Origin of the sequence: Tsukamurella tyrosinosolvens, from assembly GCF_900104775.1 — a bacterium.
Lineage (GTDB): Bacteria > Actinomycetota > Actinomycetes > Mycobacteriales > Mycobacteriaceae > Tsukamurella > Tsukamurella tyrosinosolvens.
This window is the reverse complement of sequence record NZ_FNSA01000001.1, coordinates 82,523-99,459: the sequence shown is the minus strand read 5'-3', so window position 1 is coordinate 99,459 and position 16,937 is coordinate 82,523. Positions and strand designations below refer to the sequence as shown.

The following is a 16,937-nucleotide window of genomic DNA, read 5'->3' as shown; positions in this document are numbered from 1 at the left end:
TACGCCCGCGGCGGGCGCGGCGGGCGGTGCCGCCGGGCCCGCCGGGGATCAGTACGGCGCGGAGCGCATCGGCCCCGGCGTGTACCAGCCCGAGCGGGTGGCGGTGCCGAGCTCCAGCTGCGCGGGCTCCGCCGCCGTCCACGGCGTGAACTTCGTCAGCGTGCCCCAGTCCATCGCCCACTTGCCCTTGAGGTACGTGGGCACGATCTGCTCGTGGTACAACGCATCGGTCACGCCGAGCGGGCCGCCGGTCTTCCACCCCTGCCACGTGTTCGAGGTGAGCACCGTCGCCATGTAATCGGGCGAGATCCGGTACTCGGGCCGCTCGAACAGGCCGTTGACCGCGCGCACCTGGTGCTGGCACGGGAAGGCGAAGGCGACCATGAAGTCCAACGCCACGACGGTGTCACGGCCCAGGAACTCCTGCAGCGTCTTCATGGGCGTCATCCGCGGCGGGGTCACGACGATGGCGTCGGCGGCGGGCACCTTGTCGTCGATCACCACGCGCACGGTGTTCGTGCCGCGCGGCAGGTCGGCCGTCGGGAAACGCAGGTTGCGCCAGTTGTTGTTCGTCCACGCGTCCAGCGGGGCCAGGCGGCCCAGCGGCTGCACCGCGCCGTTCTCGGACCGGTGCCCGGCCTCGAGGAACAGCGTCCGGCCGTCGCGCGCAACGCCGTTGATGCCCGTCGCGGCGACGGGCCCTGCTACGGACAGCGTGACGAGCGGGGTCGACTCGTCGATCGCGCCGAGCGTGTACCAGTCCGTGGTGAGGTTCGCCAGGCCCGTCGCGCCCGAGGAGCCCAGCACCGGCGTGGTCGCCGGGTTGAGGCCGAAGGGCAGCGGCACCCCGTCGGTCTTCGGGTCGGGGTTCCGCTTGCCGCCCACCGTCTCCGGCACGTCGGAGTTGGTCACGTCGGTGTTGTGGCCCGGGTTCGACTTCACGGGCGACAGCCACCCGGGGATCCCGGTGGGGGAGAAGCCCGTCGACTTACCGGCGAGGGCCTGAGTCGCGCTCGGCACGGAACCGTCGGGCCGCGGGGCGGGCTTGAGCTGCCCGGCGTTGGGGTCGGTCTCCATCAGGACGTAGTCCGCCATCGAGCACGTGTCGCCCTGCAGCGCACGGACGTTCGACGCGGTCCAGGAGAAGCTGCCGCGCTGCGCGTAGGCGCCCTTCGCCATGGTGCCCACGTCGAACAGGACCATGAGCATGGTGAGGATCGCCAGCGTCGGGAGGGTCCGGCCGCGGGTCTTGGTCGGCTCCGGGGCGTAGTCGCGCCGGTAGTGCAGCCACAGGCCGTAGAGGGCCGTGAGGACGGAGGCGAAGAACAGCATCCAGGAGATCTCGAGCCCGAAGAGCTGCGGCGGCATGGTGTTCCACGGGATGCCGTAGGTGCCCACCCAGTAGTAGCCGACGCGGGCGGCGAAGGAGATCGCGGCGATGAACAGCGCCGCGGCGGCGAAGAAGACGCGGTTGCGCTTGGACCGCATCATCGGCGCCATGGTCAGCGTCGCGGCCACGGCGGCGATGCCCGCGGCGTAGCCGGCGAACAGGCCCAGGTGGTGCGTCCACTTGGTCGGGGTGAAGGCCAGCAGCACCACGGTGGCGAAGAAGACCGCCATGAGGCGCCACACGGGGCCCGAGGAGATGCCGGCCGGGCGCTTGCGGCGCAGCATGAAGGTCAGCACCGTCAGCAGGCAGAGGAAGGCGGTGAGCACGCCGATCCGGCGCACGGCGGAGCCGTCCTCCGTCTCGAGCATGAGGTAGTAGTAGCGGACGCCCTCCTCGTACCAGTCCAGGGTGGGCCCGGTGACGCCCTTGACCGTGATGGCCTCGCGCAGCGCCGCCGCGGTGGGTGTGAAGAAGGCGTAGAACAGGTACGCCATGCCCGAGGCGAGGATCGGCGCGATCAGCGGCAGCAGCCCGTCGCGCCCCCGGCGCTTGACGATGCGCGTGATGATCTGGCGCGACGCGGCGAGCAGCGCGGCGACGGCGATGAGGCCGCCGGGCGCGGCGCCCACGCAGAGCGCCGCGCACGGGACGGCGATCGCCACGGGCAGCATGCGGCCGGTCGCGATGGCGCGCTCCACCGAGACCCAGGTCAGCAGGGAGAAGAAGACCACCGCGGGCTCGGGACGCAGGCCGTTGTTGAGCGGCAGCCAGATCAGCAGGAAGCCGCCCGCGCCGGCCCACAGGGCGGCGGGGTTGTTGCGCACGGCGCGGCCGAGTCGCGGGATCATCTCGCGCGAGATCACGAGCCAGGTCAGCAGACCGAAGATCAGCCCGGGCACCCGCATCGCGGGCGCCGCGGTCGTGACGTGCGAGATCGCGGTGAACAGGTAGTCGTTCCAGCCGACGGGGTTCTCCGGCACGCCGAAGCTGCGGAAGTAGTTGATCATGTAGCCGCTGAACTTCGTCTGCGTGGCCATCGTGATCTGGTAGCCGTCGTCGGACGTGTTCGGCCCGATCAGCCACCAGATCCCGAGCACGCCGATCACGGTGAAGTCCACGGGCCGCGGGCGCAGCCAGCCCTGCGGCATGAAGCGGATGTGGCCGCGGCCGTCGCGCATGTCCACGAAGCCCAGCGCGATCAGCGCGAGGATCGTGGAGGCGATGCCCACGACGATGGCGATCAGCTTGATGGTCGACGGGGTGGTGACGAACCGGGTGTCCACCTGCGTCGAGACGTCGATCCCGGCGACGGGCGTCGAGGCGGGGAGATCGGTGTAGAAGCCGGCGATCTGCGGCCGCAGGTTGGGATCGGCGACGGTGTTCGACAGCTGGTTCGAGGTCTGCGCGCCCTGCGGCATCCCGGTGAACTCCGCCGTCGTCGCCTCGGGGGTGGAGACGAAGCGGATGGCGCAGCCTGCGCCCGCGCGTGCCACGTCGGCGCGGCTCGCGGTCGCCAGCGCGACGTCGCGGTCGGCGATGATGACGTTCTTGGCGTCGGCGCGGATCACCAGGCCCTGCAGGCCCGGGCGCGGCCCGTCCTCGGGGAGCGTGCGCAGCAGGGTGCCGCCCGCGGCGGGCAGCTCGTCGACCACCGAGCACGGCAGCGAGACGTCGAGCCGGATCGGGGTGTACGAGACGAGCGGCGCCTCGACGTTCGAGACCTTGCCGTTCTGCGGCCAGTGCAGCGCGGTGGTGGTCTCCTTGACCGGCAGGAAGGGCGTGAGGATCGCCAGGACGAAGCCGAGCAGGCCCGCCACGGCGGCGACGATCCGCCACTTCCCGTAGCGCTGCTCCGGCGGCACCGTCGCGGCTGCGGTCGAGTTATCGCTGGTCATCATCGATTCCTAGTTCTTCACCGTCTGGTTGGTCAGCGCGCGGATGGGGCCCTGGCGCCACCATCCCGACCGCGTCTGGACACCGACCGTCAGGTTCGCCGCGGGGGCGTCGTCGGCGAGGGGCGCGTACTGCTGCAGTTCGCCCCAGTCCCGGGTGAGGTCCCCGGTCATGTACGTGGGCAGCGTCGTCGTCTTGAGCAGCGTGTCCGGCACCGTCAGCGGGCCGCCGGCCTCGCGGGCCTGCCATGTCGAGGACGTGGAGAGCGCGTCCTTGCGCGTGGGCAGGATGCGCCACTTGGGTACCTCGTAGGTGCCGTTGCGGATCGCCAGCGGGCGCTGGCACGGGAACTGCTGGCCCACGAGCAGGTCGAGCAGCACGGGGTCCGTCTCGCCCACCACGTCCTGCAGGGTGCGCAGGCGCGGCACGCGGGGCGGCGTCACGGCCACCCACTGCTGCGCGCCGAGGTTCGGGTCGCGCACGTGGATGCGGACGACGTTCGCCGCGGGCGGGATCGCCTCCATCGGCACGCGCAGGTTGCGCCACGGCTTGTTCGGGCCCGGGTCGATCGGGTCGACGACGCCGCGGGCGCCGATCGAGCCGTCGGCGCGGCGCTCGGCCCATTCCAGCGTCACGGGCTGGCCGTACTCCTTCTTGCCGGTCGGGCCGACCGAGGAGATGGCGCCGGAGGCCGCGAAGGCCACCAGCGGGCGGTCCGCCGACCGCGCGGGCAGGCCGTACCAGTCGCTGAACAGCTCCGCGGGCACGGTGTTCTGGCCGTACGAGCCGACGACGGGGGTGCGCGCCGGGTCGAGTCCGAAGGGCAGGGCGGCGGTGCTGCCGTTGATCGTGCGGGGCCCGGTGCCGCCGCCGGTGCCCGCAGTCGCCGCGGTGGACGTGAACGGCGAGGTGATGGGGGAGGCCATGTTGATCTGGCCGGGCGCCGAGCTGATCGCCAGCGGCTTGAGCTCGTTCGGGATGCCGTCGGGCGTGAAGCCCGTCGAGCCGGGGCCGACGAGCGCCTGCGCGGCCGAGCGGCCCTCGGCCGAGGTCAGCATGTCGGCGTTGGGGTCGGTCTCCACCAGCACCGAGCGCGCCATCCCGCAGCTCTTGCCGCGGAGCGCGTCCAGGTTGCCCTTGGCGACCGTGTACGTGGCCGGGTTCGAGACGTAGGCCTTCGCGAAGATCGCGCCCTCGCCCAGCACGAGCATGCCGAGGACCACGACCAGCGGCAGCGAGGCCAGCTGCAGCCGGCGCCGGCTGCGTAGGGCCTGGTCCCGGTCGGCCCGGGTGTGGGTCGCGAGCTCGGTGTCCTCCAGGGCGGTGTCGTCGACGGTGCCCTCCTCGACCAGGCCGCCCTCGCCCCGGCCGCGGAAGTCGATCCGGAAGTGCTGCCACGCGGCGAGCGCTCCGGCCAGGCCGGCCAGGATCAGGAACGCCTTGCTGAAGGTGATGCCGGCGACCTCGGGCGCCCGATCGAACCAGGGCACGCCCCACAGGTAGGGCCAGGACCACAGGTTGAAGCCCGCGAACGCCGCGGCGAGCGCGAAGAGCATCCCGCAGAGGAAGAACGTGAAGTTCCGGACGGACGTGCGGGCCGCCTCGACCACCGCCACCGTCGTCACCGCGGCGAGGGCGGCGGCGAGCCCGGCGTACACCCCGAAGTGCACGGTCCACTTGGTGGGCGTGAGCGAGAGCAGGGCCGCGGCGATGAAGACCGCGCCCACGAGCCGCCACACGGGGCCGGGTGCGATCCGCGCGATGCGGCGGCCGCGGAGCATGACGAACAGCGCCACGAACAGGCACATCACGAAAAGGTAGACGGGCACGCGGCGGACCAGCGAACCGTCGGTGGTCTCGACCGTGAGGAAGAAGAAGCGCAGGTACTCCTGCGTCCAGGGCGCGGCCGGCCCCACCTCGAGGCGGATGCGGATGGCCTCGGCGACCGACGCCAGCGACTGATCGCGGAAGGCGATCGGCACGATCACGGCGGCCGCGGCCAGCACGGGCAGCACGAGCGCGGCCAGTCCGGCCTCCCGCCGGCGCGCGACGAGCACGCGGAGCACCGCGGCCGACGAGGCCAGCAGCAGCGCCGCGGCGATGACGCCCTGCGGCGCGAGGCCCAGCGTCAGGCCCGCGGCCATCGCGGCGATCGCCGCGGGCAGCGCGCGGTGCGTCGCGACGGAGCGCTCGACGGCGGCCCAGGTGACGATGGTGCCGAGCACGATGATCGGCTCCGAGCGCAGGCCCGAGGCGAGCGGGAACCAGAAGGCCAGCAGCATCGCGCCGGCGGCCCACACGGCCAGCGGGTACCGGCGGATACCGGGCCCGAGGCGGGGCAGTAGCACGCGGCTGAGCAGCAGCCACACCACGACGCCCGCGGCCAGCATGGGCAGGCGCATCCAGATCGCGTTCGCGCTGACCGAGCCCCAGTGCGAGAGGAAGGTGTAGTACCAGTCGAACGGGGCCTCCGGGGCGCCGAAGAAGCGGTAGTAGTTCGCCGTGTAGCCGGCCTCGGGCGCGACCTTGCCCATCGACAGGATGTAGCCGTCGTCCGAGCTGCCCGCGCCGAGCACGGTCCACAGGGCGAGGCCGCCGAGCACGGCCACGTCGACCGGGCGGGGGCGCAGGAGCTGCCCGAGGCTCCGGTGCGGCGCCCGGCGATGGTGGCCGAAGGTCCGGTCCAGCAGCCACAGCGCGACCAGCGAGGCGAGCACACTGAGGAGGCCGACGCCGATCGCGGCCGCCTTGAGCGGCGACGGGGAGAGCTCGAACCGGGTGTCGAGGTCCGCGTGCAGGCGCAGGCCCGGGCCCGCGGCCGCGACGTCGGCGGCCGTCAGCGAGGTGAAGACGCCGCCCATGACGGGCCGGTTCTCCGTCGGGATCGAGCCCGCCACGTCGATGCCCTCGAACCGCGCGCCGACCTCGGCGGCGTTGGACCACAGCTGCAGCTGCGAGCAGCCCCGCAGCCGGTCCACCGGCGCCGCGGCGATGACGGTGTTGCGGGAGGAGACGGTGACCGCCTGGCCCGGTCCGGGCGGCCCGACGGTGACGTTCAGGCCCAGCTCCCGGGCCGCGCCGGACCCCACGGGCAGCGTCGAGAGGACCGTGCCGCCGGAGCCGGCGGCACGGGCGATCGCCGAGCACGGCACCGTCGCCGTGAGGTCGGCGGGCGACTGCGTGACGAGGGAGGCCGTGACCTCCGCGCTCTCGGCCCCCGGCCGCAGTTGCGGCCAGTCGAGCGAGGCGGTGGCCTGCTGCACCGGCAGCAGGGGGGTCAGCAGGCAGAGCAGGAGGCCGACGGCACCGGCGACGACCGCGGCGAGGCGGGCGATGCCGGCGGCTCGCGACGGAGCTGCGGCAGCGGCTCGACGCTGGGGGCCGGGCTCCGACTCGGAGCGGGACGTAGGCACGGACACGGATGCTCATGGTATGCGAGTCAGCTGCGAGAACCGATTCGCCGTCCGGGGAAGGCCGGATCGCTTAAGGGATTCTCAGTCCGTGCGATGCCGCAGGTCAGGAAACCCCGTCAGGAATCGGTCCGGTCCTTGCGGATCGGCGCCTCGACGTGCGTCCCCCAGACGGTGCGCGTGCCGAGTGTGAGATCCGCCGCACGTGCCTGGGAGTACGGCACGAGCCGCATCACGTCGCCGAAGTCCTGCCCGAGATCACCCTGGAGGTAGCCGGGGATCTTCTCCTGCTGGAGCAGCATCTGCGTCCAGCCGAGCGGTCCGCCGCCGAGGGTGCCCTCCCACTCCGTCGTGACGGGGGAGAGGTTCTGGTCGGGCGTGATCCGCCACTGCGGGACCTCCGCGACGCCGTTGCTGTGGCTGAACGGCCGCTGGCACGGGAAGGCCAGCCCGGACGTCCAGTCGAGCAGCACCGGCTCGGTGGAGCCGATCAGCTCCTGCGCCGTGACCAGCTTCGACACCCGCGGCGGGGTGACGGCCAGCCAGTGGTCGATCGCCAGGTCGTCGTCGACCGCGACCACGCGGATCGCCGTCGCGTCGGCGGGGAGGTCGGTGCGCGGCAGGCGCAGGTTCCGCCAGGCGGGCTTCGGCCCGATGTCGATGAAGGACTTCTTCCCGGCGACCTTCGGCTCCGCGCCGGCGGCGGGGGCGTCGGTGGAGTACTCGAGGTAGAGCTCGTCGTCGGTGAACTTGCCGGCGGCGGAGAGCGTGATGAGCGAGCGGTCCGCGGCCCGCGCGGGCAGCGGGTACCACTTCGAGACGACCTGCGCCTTGAGCTGCGCCTCCTGCGAGTACGAGCCGAGCACGGGGGTGCGCGCCGGATCCAGGCCGTAGGGCAGGCGCATGTGCGAGCCGTTGATGCCTGCCGTCGACGTGCGGCCCGACGTCGTGTCCTGCGGCAGCCGCGCCATCGCGTCGAGCGACGTGCTCGAATCGTCCGTGTTCGAGCTGGTGGTGGCGTTGATGATGGTCGGCACCCCGTCGGGCGAGACACCGGTGGTGCCCGGCCCTGCGAGGCCGTCGCGGATGTTCCCGTCGAGCGGCAGCAGGAGGCCCGACGTGGGGTCCGGCTCGGTGAGCACGTAGTCGGCGAGGTTGCAGCCGTGGCCGCCGAGCGCGCGCAGGTTCGCCTTGCCGTTGGAGAAGGAGGAGAACTGGGTGATGCCCGTCGTCGCGAGCATCGAGCCGATGCACAGCACGACCACGGCCCACGCCGCCCACGTGATCGACGACTGCCGGCCGACGACGTCGACGACGCGCTTCGCCCGCGGGTGGACCGGCGCCGGATCGGGCTCGTGGAAGTGCAGCCACCCCGCGACCAGCAGCGCGATGCCGGCCCCGGCGAAGAAGACCGTGCCCAGCGCCAGCACCGACGACTCGCCCCACGGGACGCCGTAGTTGCTGGCGTACCACCAGCCGTTGGGGCCGCTGAAGGACAGCCCGAGCACCAGCAGGACCACCGCGGCGCTCAGCGCGCGGTTGCGGGCGCTGCGCAGCGCGGCGGGCGCGAGGGCAATCGCGGCGAGCGCGGCCAGGGCGCCGGCCAGGCCCGCGAAGGCGCCGAACTGGTGCGTCCACTTGGTGGGGGTGAACATGAGCAGCAGGAGGCCGCCGAGGACGACCGCGACGAGGCGGCGGCTGGGGCCGAGGCTCGCGCCGGGGATCCGGCCCTTGCGCAGCAGCACGGCGCCCGCGAACAGCAGGCAGGCGATCGTGACGATGACCGCGAACCGTCGGGCGACGCCGCCGTCGGCCGTGAACGTGAAGAGGGCCGAGTAACGGTCGATCTCGTTGTACCACTTCTTGGTGTCGACGACCGTGCCCACGTCGGACTGCATGAGCGTCTTCTGGACGAACGCGGACGCGGTGAGCTTGGAGAAGATGATCGGCACCAGCAGCACCCCGGCGGCCAGCACCGGGGCGACGTAGGCGGCCACCGTCAGCCGGAACCCGGCCGGGCTCGTGCGGGCGCGGGCGAGGATCCGTTTGCCCACCGGCCGCACCCCCGCGAGCAGCGCGGCCACGGTCATGATGCCCGTCGGCCCGGCCGCCACCGTCCACCCCGCGAAGACCGCCGCGGCCGCGAACGGCAGGACCCGGCCCGTCGCGATCGCCCGCTCCACCGAGCACCAGGTCAGCAGGGCGCCCAGCGCGATCACGGGCTCGGGCCGCAGGCCGTTGTTGAAGGCGAACCAGTAGACCAGGAAGACACCGGCCGCGGCCCAGAGCGCGTACCGGGAGCGCGCGGCGCGGCCCAGCCGGGGCACCACCTCGCGGCTGATGATGAGCCAGGTCGCGATGCCGCAGATCAGGGCGGGCAGGCGGACCCAGGGGCTCGCCGTCGAGAGGTGCGAGAGCCACGCGAAGGCCTGGTAGTACCAGCCGAACGGGGTCTCGGGCGCGCCGTACCAGCGGTAGTAGTTCGCGGTGTAGCCCGCGGCCTCGGCGGTGCGCGCCATGGTGAGGATGTAGCCGTCGTCGGAGGTGTTCGCGCCGATGACGTGCCAGGTCACCAGCAGGGCGATGACGGTGCTGTCGAGCTTGGTCGGGCGCCACCAGCCCTCGGGCAGGATCCGACGGTGCCGCCGGCCGTCGGCCGCGGCGTCGAGCCGGTGCAGTGCGACGAGGCTCGCGAGGATCAGCGCGATCGCGAGGACGATGACGACCCAGCGCGCCGCGGCCGGAACCGTCGAGTAGCGCGTGTCGATATCTGCACGGAACTGAATCCTCGTGCTGTCCGTGACTGTGCCATGAAGTTCTGTGAACACCCCGACGACCTGCGGTCGGTAGTCGAAGCCGTTGTCCTTACCGCCGGCGATGGGCTTGCCGTCCGGGCCGGTGATGCCCCTGACCTCGGCCTTCACCGTCTTCGAATCTCCCGAGAAGACGATCGCCCCACAGCCCGGGGCGGCCAGCGCCGCGACGTCGACGGAGAGCAGGGGCGTGTTGCGGACGACGACTTCCAGCATGCGGCGCTGGTCGGGGAGTGTGGTGACCCCGATCGTCATGCCCCGTCGGACCGTGTCCGGCGAGTCGACGGGCCCCGTCGCGACCAGGGTCCCGGAACCCCCGGGGAGTCCGCTGACAGCGGAACAGGGGACTGTGACGTCGACCCTATCGGGCACGTAGGACAGCAGCGGCGCCGTGACGGCCTCGAGCGAGCCGCGCTGCGGCCAGTCCAGCGCCGCGGTCGACTGCTGGACCGGCATGAAGGGCGTGAGCAGCGCGAACAGTACCCCGAGCACGCCGGTCAGAGCGGCGGTCCGGGCCGTGGTGCGGACGGTGCGGGCAGCGTCGGACGGTTCGGGCACCCCGCGAGTCTAGACGCCGCGACCTGGCGGAATCCGGGCGAACCGGTTCGATGCGCGGCTTGGTGTACAACGAGCCGACGAACCGACGTATCGTTTCGGGCATGAGGGGATCCGACCGGCCGACACGCGCAGTGCGCGCGGTCGTGCGTGCGGTCACCCCGCGGGCCGGATCGGGTCCCGGCACCGTCGCCGAAGTGGTCGCCGCGTACGCCGATCATCTGGGCCGGCGCATCGAGGTGCGGCGCATGACGCTGCCGGTCGGCGTCTTCGGCATGTGGCTGCACTCCGACGAGCGGGACCTCCTCGTGGTCTCCAGCGGTGTCGCCACGTTCGAGCAGACCCTCGCGCACGAACTGGGCCACCTGGTCCTCGGCCACGAGCAGGGGTGCTCCTCCGATCCCGACAGCGGCAGGGCGGCGCGGTGCGAGGAGGAGGCGGAGTCCTTCGCCACGCTGCTCGTGCGCCGCGTCAAGGCCGGCCACACGATCACGCGCGTCGACTCGGTGGTCGACGAACTGCTCGGATGATCGCGTCGCTCGTCGCACCGATCCTCTGGCTCGGTGCGCTGGAGAGGTTCAGCCGGTGGCAGACCAATAGGAACCCCCCGGCCGGCGGTGCCCTCCTCACCGCGGTCGCGCTGGCGCTGATGGTGACGATCGATACCCCGGTGTCCATCGAGGCGCTGGGGCGACTGGGCCTGTCGGAGTACGAGGTCGTGACCGTCGAGCGGGTCCTGCTGCTCGTGGCCTGCTACGGGGCCCTCGTGTTCGCCTTCGCGCTCGACGGGCGGCTCAGCCGGGCCAGGCTCATGGTGTGGTCTCCGCCGCTCGTCCTGGTCGGCGTGGTCATCGTGACGGGGGCCGTCCTCGGCCGCACCGGCGACCCGACGGGATTCGGCTTCGGCGGCGACTTCGGGCTGGCGGTGGAGACGGCGCTGGTCTACACGTGCCTCGGGGCCACCGCCCTCGTCGTGGCGGTGTCGACGTGGCGGGTGTCCAAGCGCAGCCGCGTGCACCGGGCGCAGCTGCGACTCCTGGCGCTGGGCGGGGTCCTGCTCGCGATCGTCGCGGTCGCGAACGTCATCGCGGGCGGCGTCCTGCTGCAGCAGTTGCAAGTGGGTGTGTGGGTGCTGCGGTTGAACCGGTTCATGCTGGATGCCGCGTTCGCCAGCTGGACGCTCGTGCTGATGGCGTCGTGGGCCACGTCGATCCTGATCTCCTCGCGGGAGTGGCTCCACTTCCGGCCCGCGTACGAGCAGGTCAAGGATCTCTTCCCCGACCTCGAGGCCGTCGTCCGGCAGGGCGGCGGCTGGGTGGAGACGGCGGAGGCGCGCGCCGTCGTCGTGCTCGACGGCTGGGCGATGCTCGCCAGTCCGGGCGACGGGAGACTCGCCGACGCCTCGCCGACGGACCGCGCGGAGGCGGTGGCCCGGTGGCTCGACCGCGACGCGCCCTACGGTTCGGTGCACGCCGTCGACCTGGAGCCCCCGTCGGGCTGGCGGACCTCGCGCTGGACGGCCGCAGTCACGAAAAGGGCCCAGCACACCCCGTCGCCCCTGTTGGAGCGGGTGCGCTGAGCCCCGGTGGGCCGCTGCCGGCCCTGCGGGCCAGAGGCCCGGAGAGGAACACGGCCTAGGCCGTGCCCTCCTTGCCGTCCTCCGCCTCGAGCTCGGCGAGGAGACCGGCGAGCGCTGCCCGACGGTCCGCCGACAGCTTCGTCGAGCGGCGAGCCATCTCGAGCATGCCCGACTCGCGCAGCTCGCGCGTCAGCTCGAGGTCGCCCAGGACCTCACGCTCGTACAGCGGGTCCGAGAAGTACTCGGCGCGGACGCCGAAGGTCTGAGCGATGGAAGCCACCATGTCGTACGCGGGGCGCGAGCTCCGGCCCGACCGCAGCTGCGACAGATAGGGAACGGACAGCTTGCCGCCGCTCTCCTCGACCATCCTGCAGAACTCCGACGAGGTGTAGGGCCCCCGGTCTGCGGGGTGCACGACCTCGAAAAGTCGGTTCAGCTTGGCCGCGAACGTAGTCATTGAGGCCCTCCCTTCCAGATTGCGAATACTGGGAGATTACATGATCGCCGAGGCGGATGCGCACGGCGTGGGACAAGTATCCCAATTCCGTGGTTCCGGGGACGGCTATTGTGACCGTATGGGAGCCCGCATTCTGGTGCTGAACGGACCGAATCTGAACATGCTGGGCGTGCGGCAACCGCAGGTCTACGGGGAGAATTCGTACGCCGACGTCGTCGACGTTTGCCGTCGCGCGGCCGCTGCGCGGGACGCCGAGGTGGACGTCCGGCAGACCAATGACGAGGCCGAGCTGCTGGGGTGGATCCACGATGTCGCACGCGCGCGTAATTTCTCCGCGATCGTGATCAATCCGGCAGCGTGGACGCATACTTCAGTGGCTCTCGCCGATGCACTCGTCATTCCGGAGGTGCCGATCATCGAGGTGCACATCTCCAACGTGCACGCGCGCGAGGCGTTCCGGCACCACTCCTACGTCTCCCCGATCGCGTCCGGCGTGATCGCCGGTTTCGGGATCGCCGGGTACGGCTACGCCGTGGATCGGGCCGTCGAGCTGTCCTGACCGAAGCCCTCCCTGTTCGACGGTCCGCGGCCGGCCCTCAGGCCGGGGCGGCGGCGGTGCGCGCCCGTAGGCCGTCGACGATGAGGTCGACGCCGCCGGCGAAGGCGCGGTCGGTGGCGGTCTGGTCGAGGTCGCCGGCGGCGGCGCCCGCACGGGCCATCGCCTCGCGGGTCTGCTCCTCGAAGGTGAAGCCCACGACGAAGTGCGTCAGCGTCAGCGCGACGGCGTTCGCGTCGGCGGGCCCGGCGCCCGCCGCGGCCGCGATCTCGGCGATCTGCGACTGCAGGTTGCTGGTGCCGAGTTGCGAGGCGAGGGACGCGGAGACCACCTCGGCCCCGTCGCGGTGCTTGCGCAGCACCGCGCGCAGGGCGTGCGCGTACCCGGTGAGCTGGCGGTCCCACCGCATCCGCGACTTCGACGCGGCCGCGGCGAGCGAGGGGTCGGCGAGGATCGTGTCGGCGATCGCGGCGAGCAGCGACTGCTTGTTGGGGATGTGCCAGTACAGGGCGCCCGGCGCGACACCCAGGTCGGCGGCGACGCGGCGCATCGTCAGGTCCGGCAGGCCCGACCGGTCGAGGACGCCGATCGCGGAGGTCAGCACGTCGGAGCGGTTGATGGCCACGGACTTGACTCTAGCCGAGCGCCCCGTTACTTCTTGAACCGTGTTCAACGCCGCCACGTATCGTGCCACGCCGCGCGATCTCGCCCTCGTCGCCGTCTTCACCGCCCTGACGGCGGTGCTGGCGATGCCCACCATCACGATCAGCGGCATCGCGCCCATCACCCTGCAGACCCTGGGGTTCATGCTCGCCGCGTCGCTGCTCGGTTACCCGTGGGGCGGGGCGTCGGTGGCGCTGTACGTGCTGCTCATCGTCGTGGGGCTGCCGATCGGCGCGGGCGGTCGCGGCGGCCTCGCGGTGCTCACCGGCCCGACGGGCGGCTTCCTCCTCGGCGGCATCGTCGGGGCCCTGGTGACCGGCTGGCTCGTCGACAAGTGGGGCCGCACGAACCCGTTCACCGTGGGCCTGGCCAACATCATCGGGCTCGTGCTCATCGTCTACGCCATCGGCCTGCCGTGGCTGGGCTGGCGCACCGGCTCGGGCCTGTTCGCCAAGCTCACGCTGGGTTTCCAGTTCGTCCCGGGCGACCTGATCAAGGTGGTCATCACGTCGCTCGTGGTGGTGATGGTGGCGCGGGCCTACCCGCCCATCGCGCGGCGGGGCTCCGCCGCCGCGGAGAAGGCCGTCTCCGAGAAGAGAGCATGATCCGCCTCGACGGTGTCACGCACGCCTACGACGACCGCCCCGTGCTGCGCGGCATCACGGCGGAGCTGTCGGAGCGGCGGATCGGCATCATCGGCGCCAACGGCTCCGGCAAGTCGACGCTCGCCCGCACGTTCAACGGCCTCGTCGTGCCGGACGGCGGCGCCGTCGAGACCTTGGGCCTCGACGTGCGGAAGAAGAGGTCCGAGGTGCGCCGGCGGGTGGGCTTCATGTTCGCCGACGCCTCCGCGCAGATCGTCATGCCGACACCCGCCGAGGACGTCGCGCTGTCGCTGCGCCCGCCGGGCCGCGGCCGGAAGCCCCCCGTCGATACGGAGCGGGTGTCGGCGGTGCTCGCCGAGTTCGGCCTGGCCGACCACGCCGACGCTCCGGCGCAGCTGCTGAGCTCCGGGCAGAAGCAGATGCTCGCGTTCGCGTCGGTCCTGGTCACGGACCCGGAGATCCTCGTCTGCGACGAGCCGACGACCCTGCTCGACCTGCGCAACGTGCTCAAGGTCCGCGACCGGCTCGCCGCGCTGGAGCAGCAGGTCGTCCTGCTCACCCACCACCTGGACATGCTCGACGACTTCGACCGCGTGCTGGTCATGGACGACGGTGCCCTCGTCCACGACGGCCCGCCCGCCGAGTCGATCGCCTTCTACCGCGAGCTGGCGGCCCGCTGATGCTGGGCCGCTACGTCCCGCGCGACTCCCCGCTGCACCGCGCGCCCGCCGCCGCGAAGCTGGTCGCGATGCTCGCGCTCGTCACGTTCCTGGCGATCCTCCCGCGGCCGGTGCCGCTCGCGGTCGCGGCGCTCGTCGTGGCCGCGCTCTTCCCGGTGGCCCGGCTGCGCCCGGTGCACCTGTGGCGGGCCCTGCGCCCCGCACTGCTCTTCGCGGTGGTCCTCACCGTGTTCTACCTGCTCAGCCAGGGAGTGTCCGACGGTGCGCGCGCGGCCGTCGGCCCCGTCGGGCAGCTCGTGGTGGGCGTGCTCGCCGGCAACCTGCTGGTCTTCACCACCCGTGCGACGGACCTCGCGGCGCTCGCCGGGCGGGTCCTCGGCTGGCGCGTGGAACTGCTCGTCGCGCTGACGATCCGTTCCATCCCGACGGTGATCGCCGTCGTCCGGGAGACCCGCGAGGCCGCGTGGGCGCGGGGGCAGCGCGCCTCCCTAGTCCGCGTCCTCCCGACGGTGCTGGTCCGCCTGATCCGCGACGCCGACCTCCTCGGCGAGGCCCTCGCCGCCCGCGGCCTCTAGCCCGCCGCGGCGCCCGCGTCAGCGCAGCGGGTGGGTGAGGAGCAGCTCGCAGTTGCGGTCGGCGGCGGCGCCGAGGAGGTCGTCGTCGCGGTGGATGTCGTTGTACGCGAGCTCGCGGTAGAGGCTGGCGAGGCCCTTCGCGCTGAGGTCCGACGGGTTCGCGGTCGCGGGGCTCGCTGCCTCGATGAGCGGCGTGAACAGGCTGATCGTGCCGTCGCGGTTGTCGGCGACCTCGATGATGCGGGCCAACTGCGGGAAGTCGACGTGGCTGGCGGTGTTGATCTCCCAGAAGCTCTGCTTCGGCGTGGGGCCGGTGTGGGGGATCATCTCGTTCTTGTGGGTGTGGCCGTTCACCCAGGCGATCACGTTCGGGTGGTCGGTGAGCGTCTTCACGACCACGCCGCCCTCGTACTGCTTCTCGCCGGGCTCCTCGGGGTCGGGGAGCTTGGCGGTCATCGACTTCGACGTGTGGTGACTGAAGACGATCACCAGCTGGTCCGGGTGGGCCTTCAGCTGCGCGACGAGCCAGGCGAGCTGCTTCTCGCCGATGGTGCCCTCGGCGATGCCGAGGTTGTTGGTGGTGTCGAGGGCGATGCCGAGCACGCCGGGGGCGATCTGGAACGTGTACCAGGTGGGGCCGTCCGGGCTGGAGAAGCCGTGCCCGACGGGGCCGGGCCCGGTGACGGCCGGGTCGAAGTGGCGGCGCACGAAGTCGCGGGGGCTGAACGGGGCGCGCTTGGCGTCGACGGTCACGGGGATCACCGGGCCGGAGAGCTTGAGCTTCGTGAGCATCGGCCCCACCTGCGACGGGTCCGTCGTGAGCGCGCGCGCGATGGCGAGCGCCGCGGGATCGGTGTGCGGGATGTCGAGCTTGACGGGCGAGAGGTAGAGCCAGTCGGCGATGCCGTTGGGCAGCGTGCCGAGCAGGCTGTCGTCGTGGTTGCCGACCACCGCGTACCAGGGCATCCGCAGGCCGGGGCTGGTGTGGGCGCCGATGGCGGCGCGGAGGAAGCCGGGGATCTGCTGGAAGCCCTTGTCCTTGTACATGTCCCAGTACGGGGATTCGGGCTGCCAGTACAGGGCTGCCCCGTGCGCCTGCAGGCCCTCGAAGCGGTCGGGGGCGCCGGTGTTGGGCACGACGGTGCCGCCCGAGAGCACCGTCTGGAACCAGTTGAGCTCGGCGAACTCGCGGTTGTCGGTGTTGTCGCCGGTGGTGATGACGCAGTCGAAGGCGCGTCCGGTGAACGGGCCTGCGGCGATCGCGTTGATCCGCTCGACGAGCGAGACCGCGCCCTGCGTGGTCAGCGTCTCCTGCGGGCGGAAGGCGGGCGCCTGGAACGGGTGGACGAACTCGAACCGCGCGGGGCTCTGCGCGTCGACGATGTGCATGTCGGTGAGCTGCACGAAGGAGGCGAGCGGCGCGCGGACGGCCTCGCGGGTGCCGCCGGCGGTCGCGAGCTCCTGCCGCACGTACAGGGGCCAGCCGGCACCGTCGACGAGCGGCCGGTAGCCGCCGGCGCGGGGCTGTCCCGGCACGCTGACCCGCTCGAGGGTGGTGCCGGCGATGGTCCCGGCGACGGTGTTCCCGGGCAGGGCGTGGGCGATGCGGCCGGTGGCGGCGGCGCTGGCGGTGGCGAGCGCGGCGACGGCGCCCGCGCGCAGGAATCCCCGGCGTGTGGTCATGAGTAGAGACCCTAACCACAAGTCCCATGAGACACATGAACAACACGCGTAACATCGTTGACCGACGGGTGACGCCCG

At 72.1% G+C, this 16,937-nt stretch carries 12 protein-coding genes; 6 read left to right on the top strand and 6 right to left on the bottom strand.

From position 1 onward, the window contains the following. Nucleotides 1-48 precede the first annotated feature (48 nt). The 3 genes from BLW32_RS00495 to BLW32_RS00485 all read right to left on the bottom strand — a co-directional run bounded on the left by BLW32_RS00495 (nucleotide 49) and on the right by BLW32_RS00485 (nucleotide 10,064). On the bottom strand, nucleotides 49-3,285 hold the full coding sequence (locus BLW32_RS00495) for an arabinosyltransferase domain-containing protein (RefSeq protein WP_068526125.1): 3,237 nt from the start codon (nucleotides 3,283-3,285) through the stop codon (nucleotides 49-51). Nucleotides 3,286-3,294: 9 nt separating this feature from the next. Continuing rightward, the gene (locus BLW32_RS00490; protein WP_068740101.1) at nucleotides 3,295-6,702 is read right to left on the bottom strand and encodes an arabinosyltransferase domain-containing protein; all 3,408 of its coding nucleotides are present in this window, start codon (nucleotides 6,700-6,702) and stop codon (nucleotides 3,295-3,297) included. A gap of 110 nt (nucleotides 6,703-6,812) precedes the next feature. Then, nucleotides 6,813-10,064 (bottom strand): arabinosyltransferase domain-containing protein, encoded by a 3,252-nt coding sequence (locus tag BLW32_RS00485; RefSeq protein ID WP_068740099.1) that lies wholly within the window; start codon nucleotides 10,062-10,064, stop codon nucleotides 6,813-6,815. Between the two features lie 101 nt (nucleotides 10,065-10,165). On the opposite strand from BLW32_RS00485, the gene BLW32_RS00480 reads away from it, so the two are divergent. After that, nucleotides 10,166-10,591, top strand: a complete 426-nt coding sequence (locus tag BLW32_RS00480) for an ImmA/IrrE family metallo-endopeptidase (protein WP_082791222.1) — start codon at nucleotides 10,166-10,168, stop codon at nucleotides 10,589-10,591. Further along, nucleotides 10,588-11,640 (top strand): hypothetical protein, encoded by a 1,053-nt coding sequence (locus tag BLW32_RS00475; protein WP_068740097.1) that lies wholly within the window; start codon nucleotides 10,588-10,590, stop codon nucleotides 11,638-11,640. The genes BLW32_RS00480 and BLW32_RS00475 overlap by 4 nt, the downstream gene beginning before the upstream one ends. A gap of 55 nt (nucleotides 11,641-11,695) precedes the next feature. Here the strand turns inward: BLW32_RS00475 and BLW32_RS00470 are convergent, their stop codons facing one another. Continuing rightward, nucleotides 11,696-12,097, bottom strand: coding sequence for a hypothetical protein (locus BLW32_RS00470; protein ID WP_068526120.1), 402 nt, complete (start codon nucleotides 12,095-12,097; stop codon nucleotides 11,696-11,698). Nucleotides 12,098-12,215: 118 nt separating this feature from the next. On the opposite strand from BLW32_RS00470, the gene aroQ reads away from it, so the two are divergent. After that, complete coding sequence (gene aroQ, locus BLW32_RS00465; RefSeq protein ID WP_068526119.1) at nucleotides 12,216-12,656, top strand: type II 3-dehydroquinate dehydratase; 441 nt, start codon at nucleotides 12,216-12,218, stop codon at nucleotides 12,654-12,656. A 37-nt stretch (nucleotides 12,657-12,693) separates the two neighbouring features. On the opposite strand, the gene BLW32_RS00460 is transcribed toward aroQ, so the two are convergent. After that, a complete protein-coding gene (locus BLW32_RS00460; protein ID WP_068740095.1) occupies nucleotides 12,694-13,278 on the bottom strand; it encodes a TetR/AcrR family transcriptional regulator C-terminal domain-containing protein in 585 nt (194 codons plus the stop codon). A 40-nt stretch (nucleotides 13,279-13,318) separates the two neighbouring features. Between BLW32_RS00460 and BLW32_RS00455 the strand changes: the two genes are divergently transcribed. Genes BLW32_RS00455 through BLW32_RS26880 form a run of 3 tightly spaced genes read left to right on the top strand, consistent with a single transcriptional unit; the run spans nucleotide 13,319 to nucleotide 15,176 of the window. Then, nucleotides 13,319-13,921, top strand: coding sequence for a biotin transporter BioY (locus BLW32_RS00455; RefSeq protein WP_068526117.1), 603 nt, complete (start codon nucleotides 13,319-13,321; stop codon nucleotides 13,919-13,921). Then, on the top strand, nucleotides 13,918-14,601 hold the full coding sequence (locus BLW32_RS00450; protein WP_068740093.1) for an energy-coupling factor ABC transporter ATP-binding protein: 684 nt from the start codon (nucleotides 13,918-13,920) through the stop codon (nucleotides 14,599-14,601). Before BLW32_RS00455 ends, BLW32_RS00450 begins: the two co-directional genes overlap by 4 nt. Next, nucleotides 14,601-15,176: an energy-coupling factor transporter transmembrane component T family protein gene (locus BLW32_RS26880; RefSeq protein ID WP_068526115.1), complete on the top strand. Its 576-nt coding sequence runs from the start codon at nucleotides 14,601-14,603 to the stop codon at nucleotides 15,174-15,176. The genes BLW32_RS00450 and BLW32_RS26880 overlap by 1 nt, the downstream gene beginning before the upstream one ends. A gap of 18 nt (nucleotides 15,177-15,194) precedes the next feature. On the opposite strand, the gene BLW32_RS00440 is transcribed toward BLW32_RS26880, so the two are convergent. Then, the gene (locus BLW32_RS00440) at nucleotides 15,195-16,859 is read right to left on the bottom strand and encodes a TIGR03767 family metallophosphoesterase (protein ID WP_068740091.1); all 1,665 of its coding nucleotides are present in this window, start codon (nucleotides 16,857-16,859) and stop codon (nucleotides 15,195-15,197) included. Nucleotides 16,860-16,937: the final 78 nt, after the last annotated feature.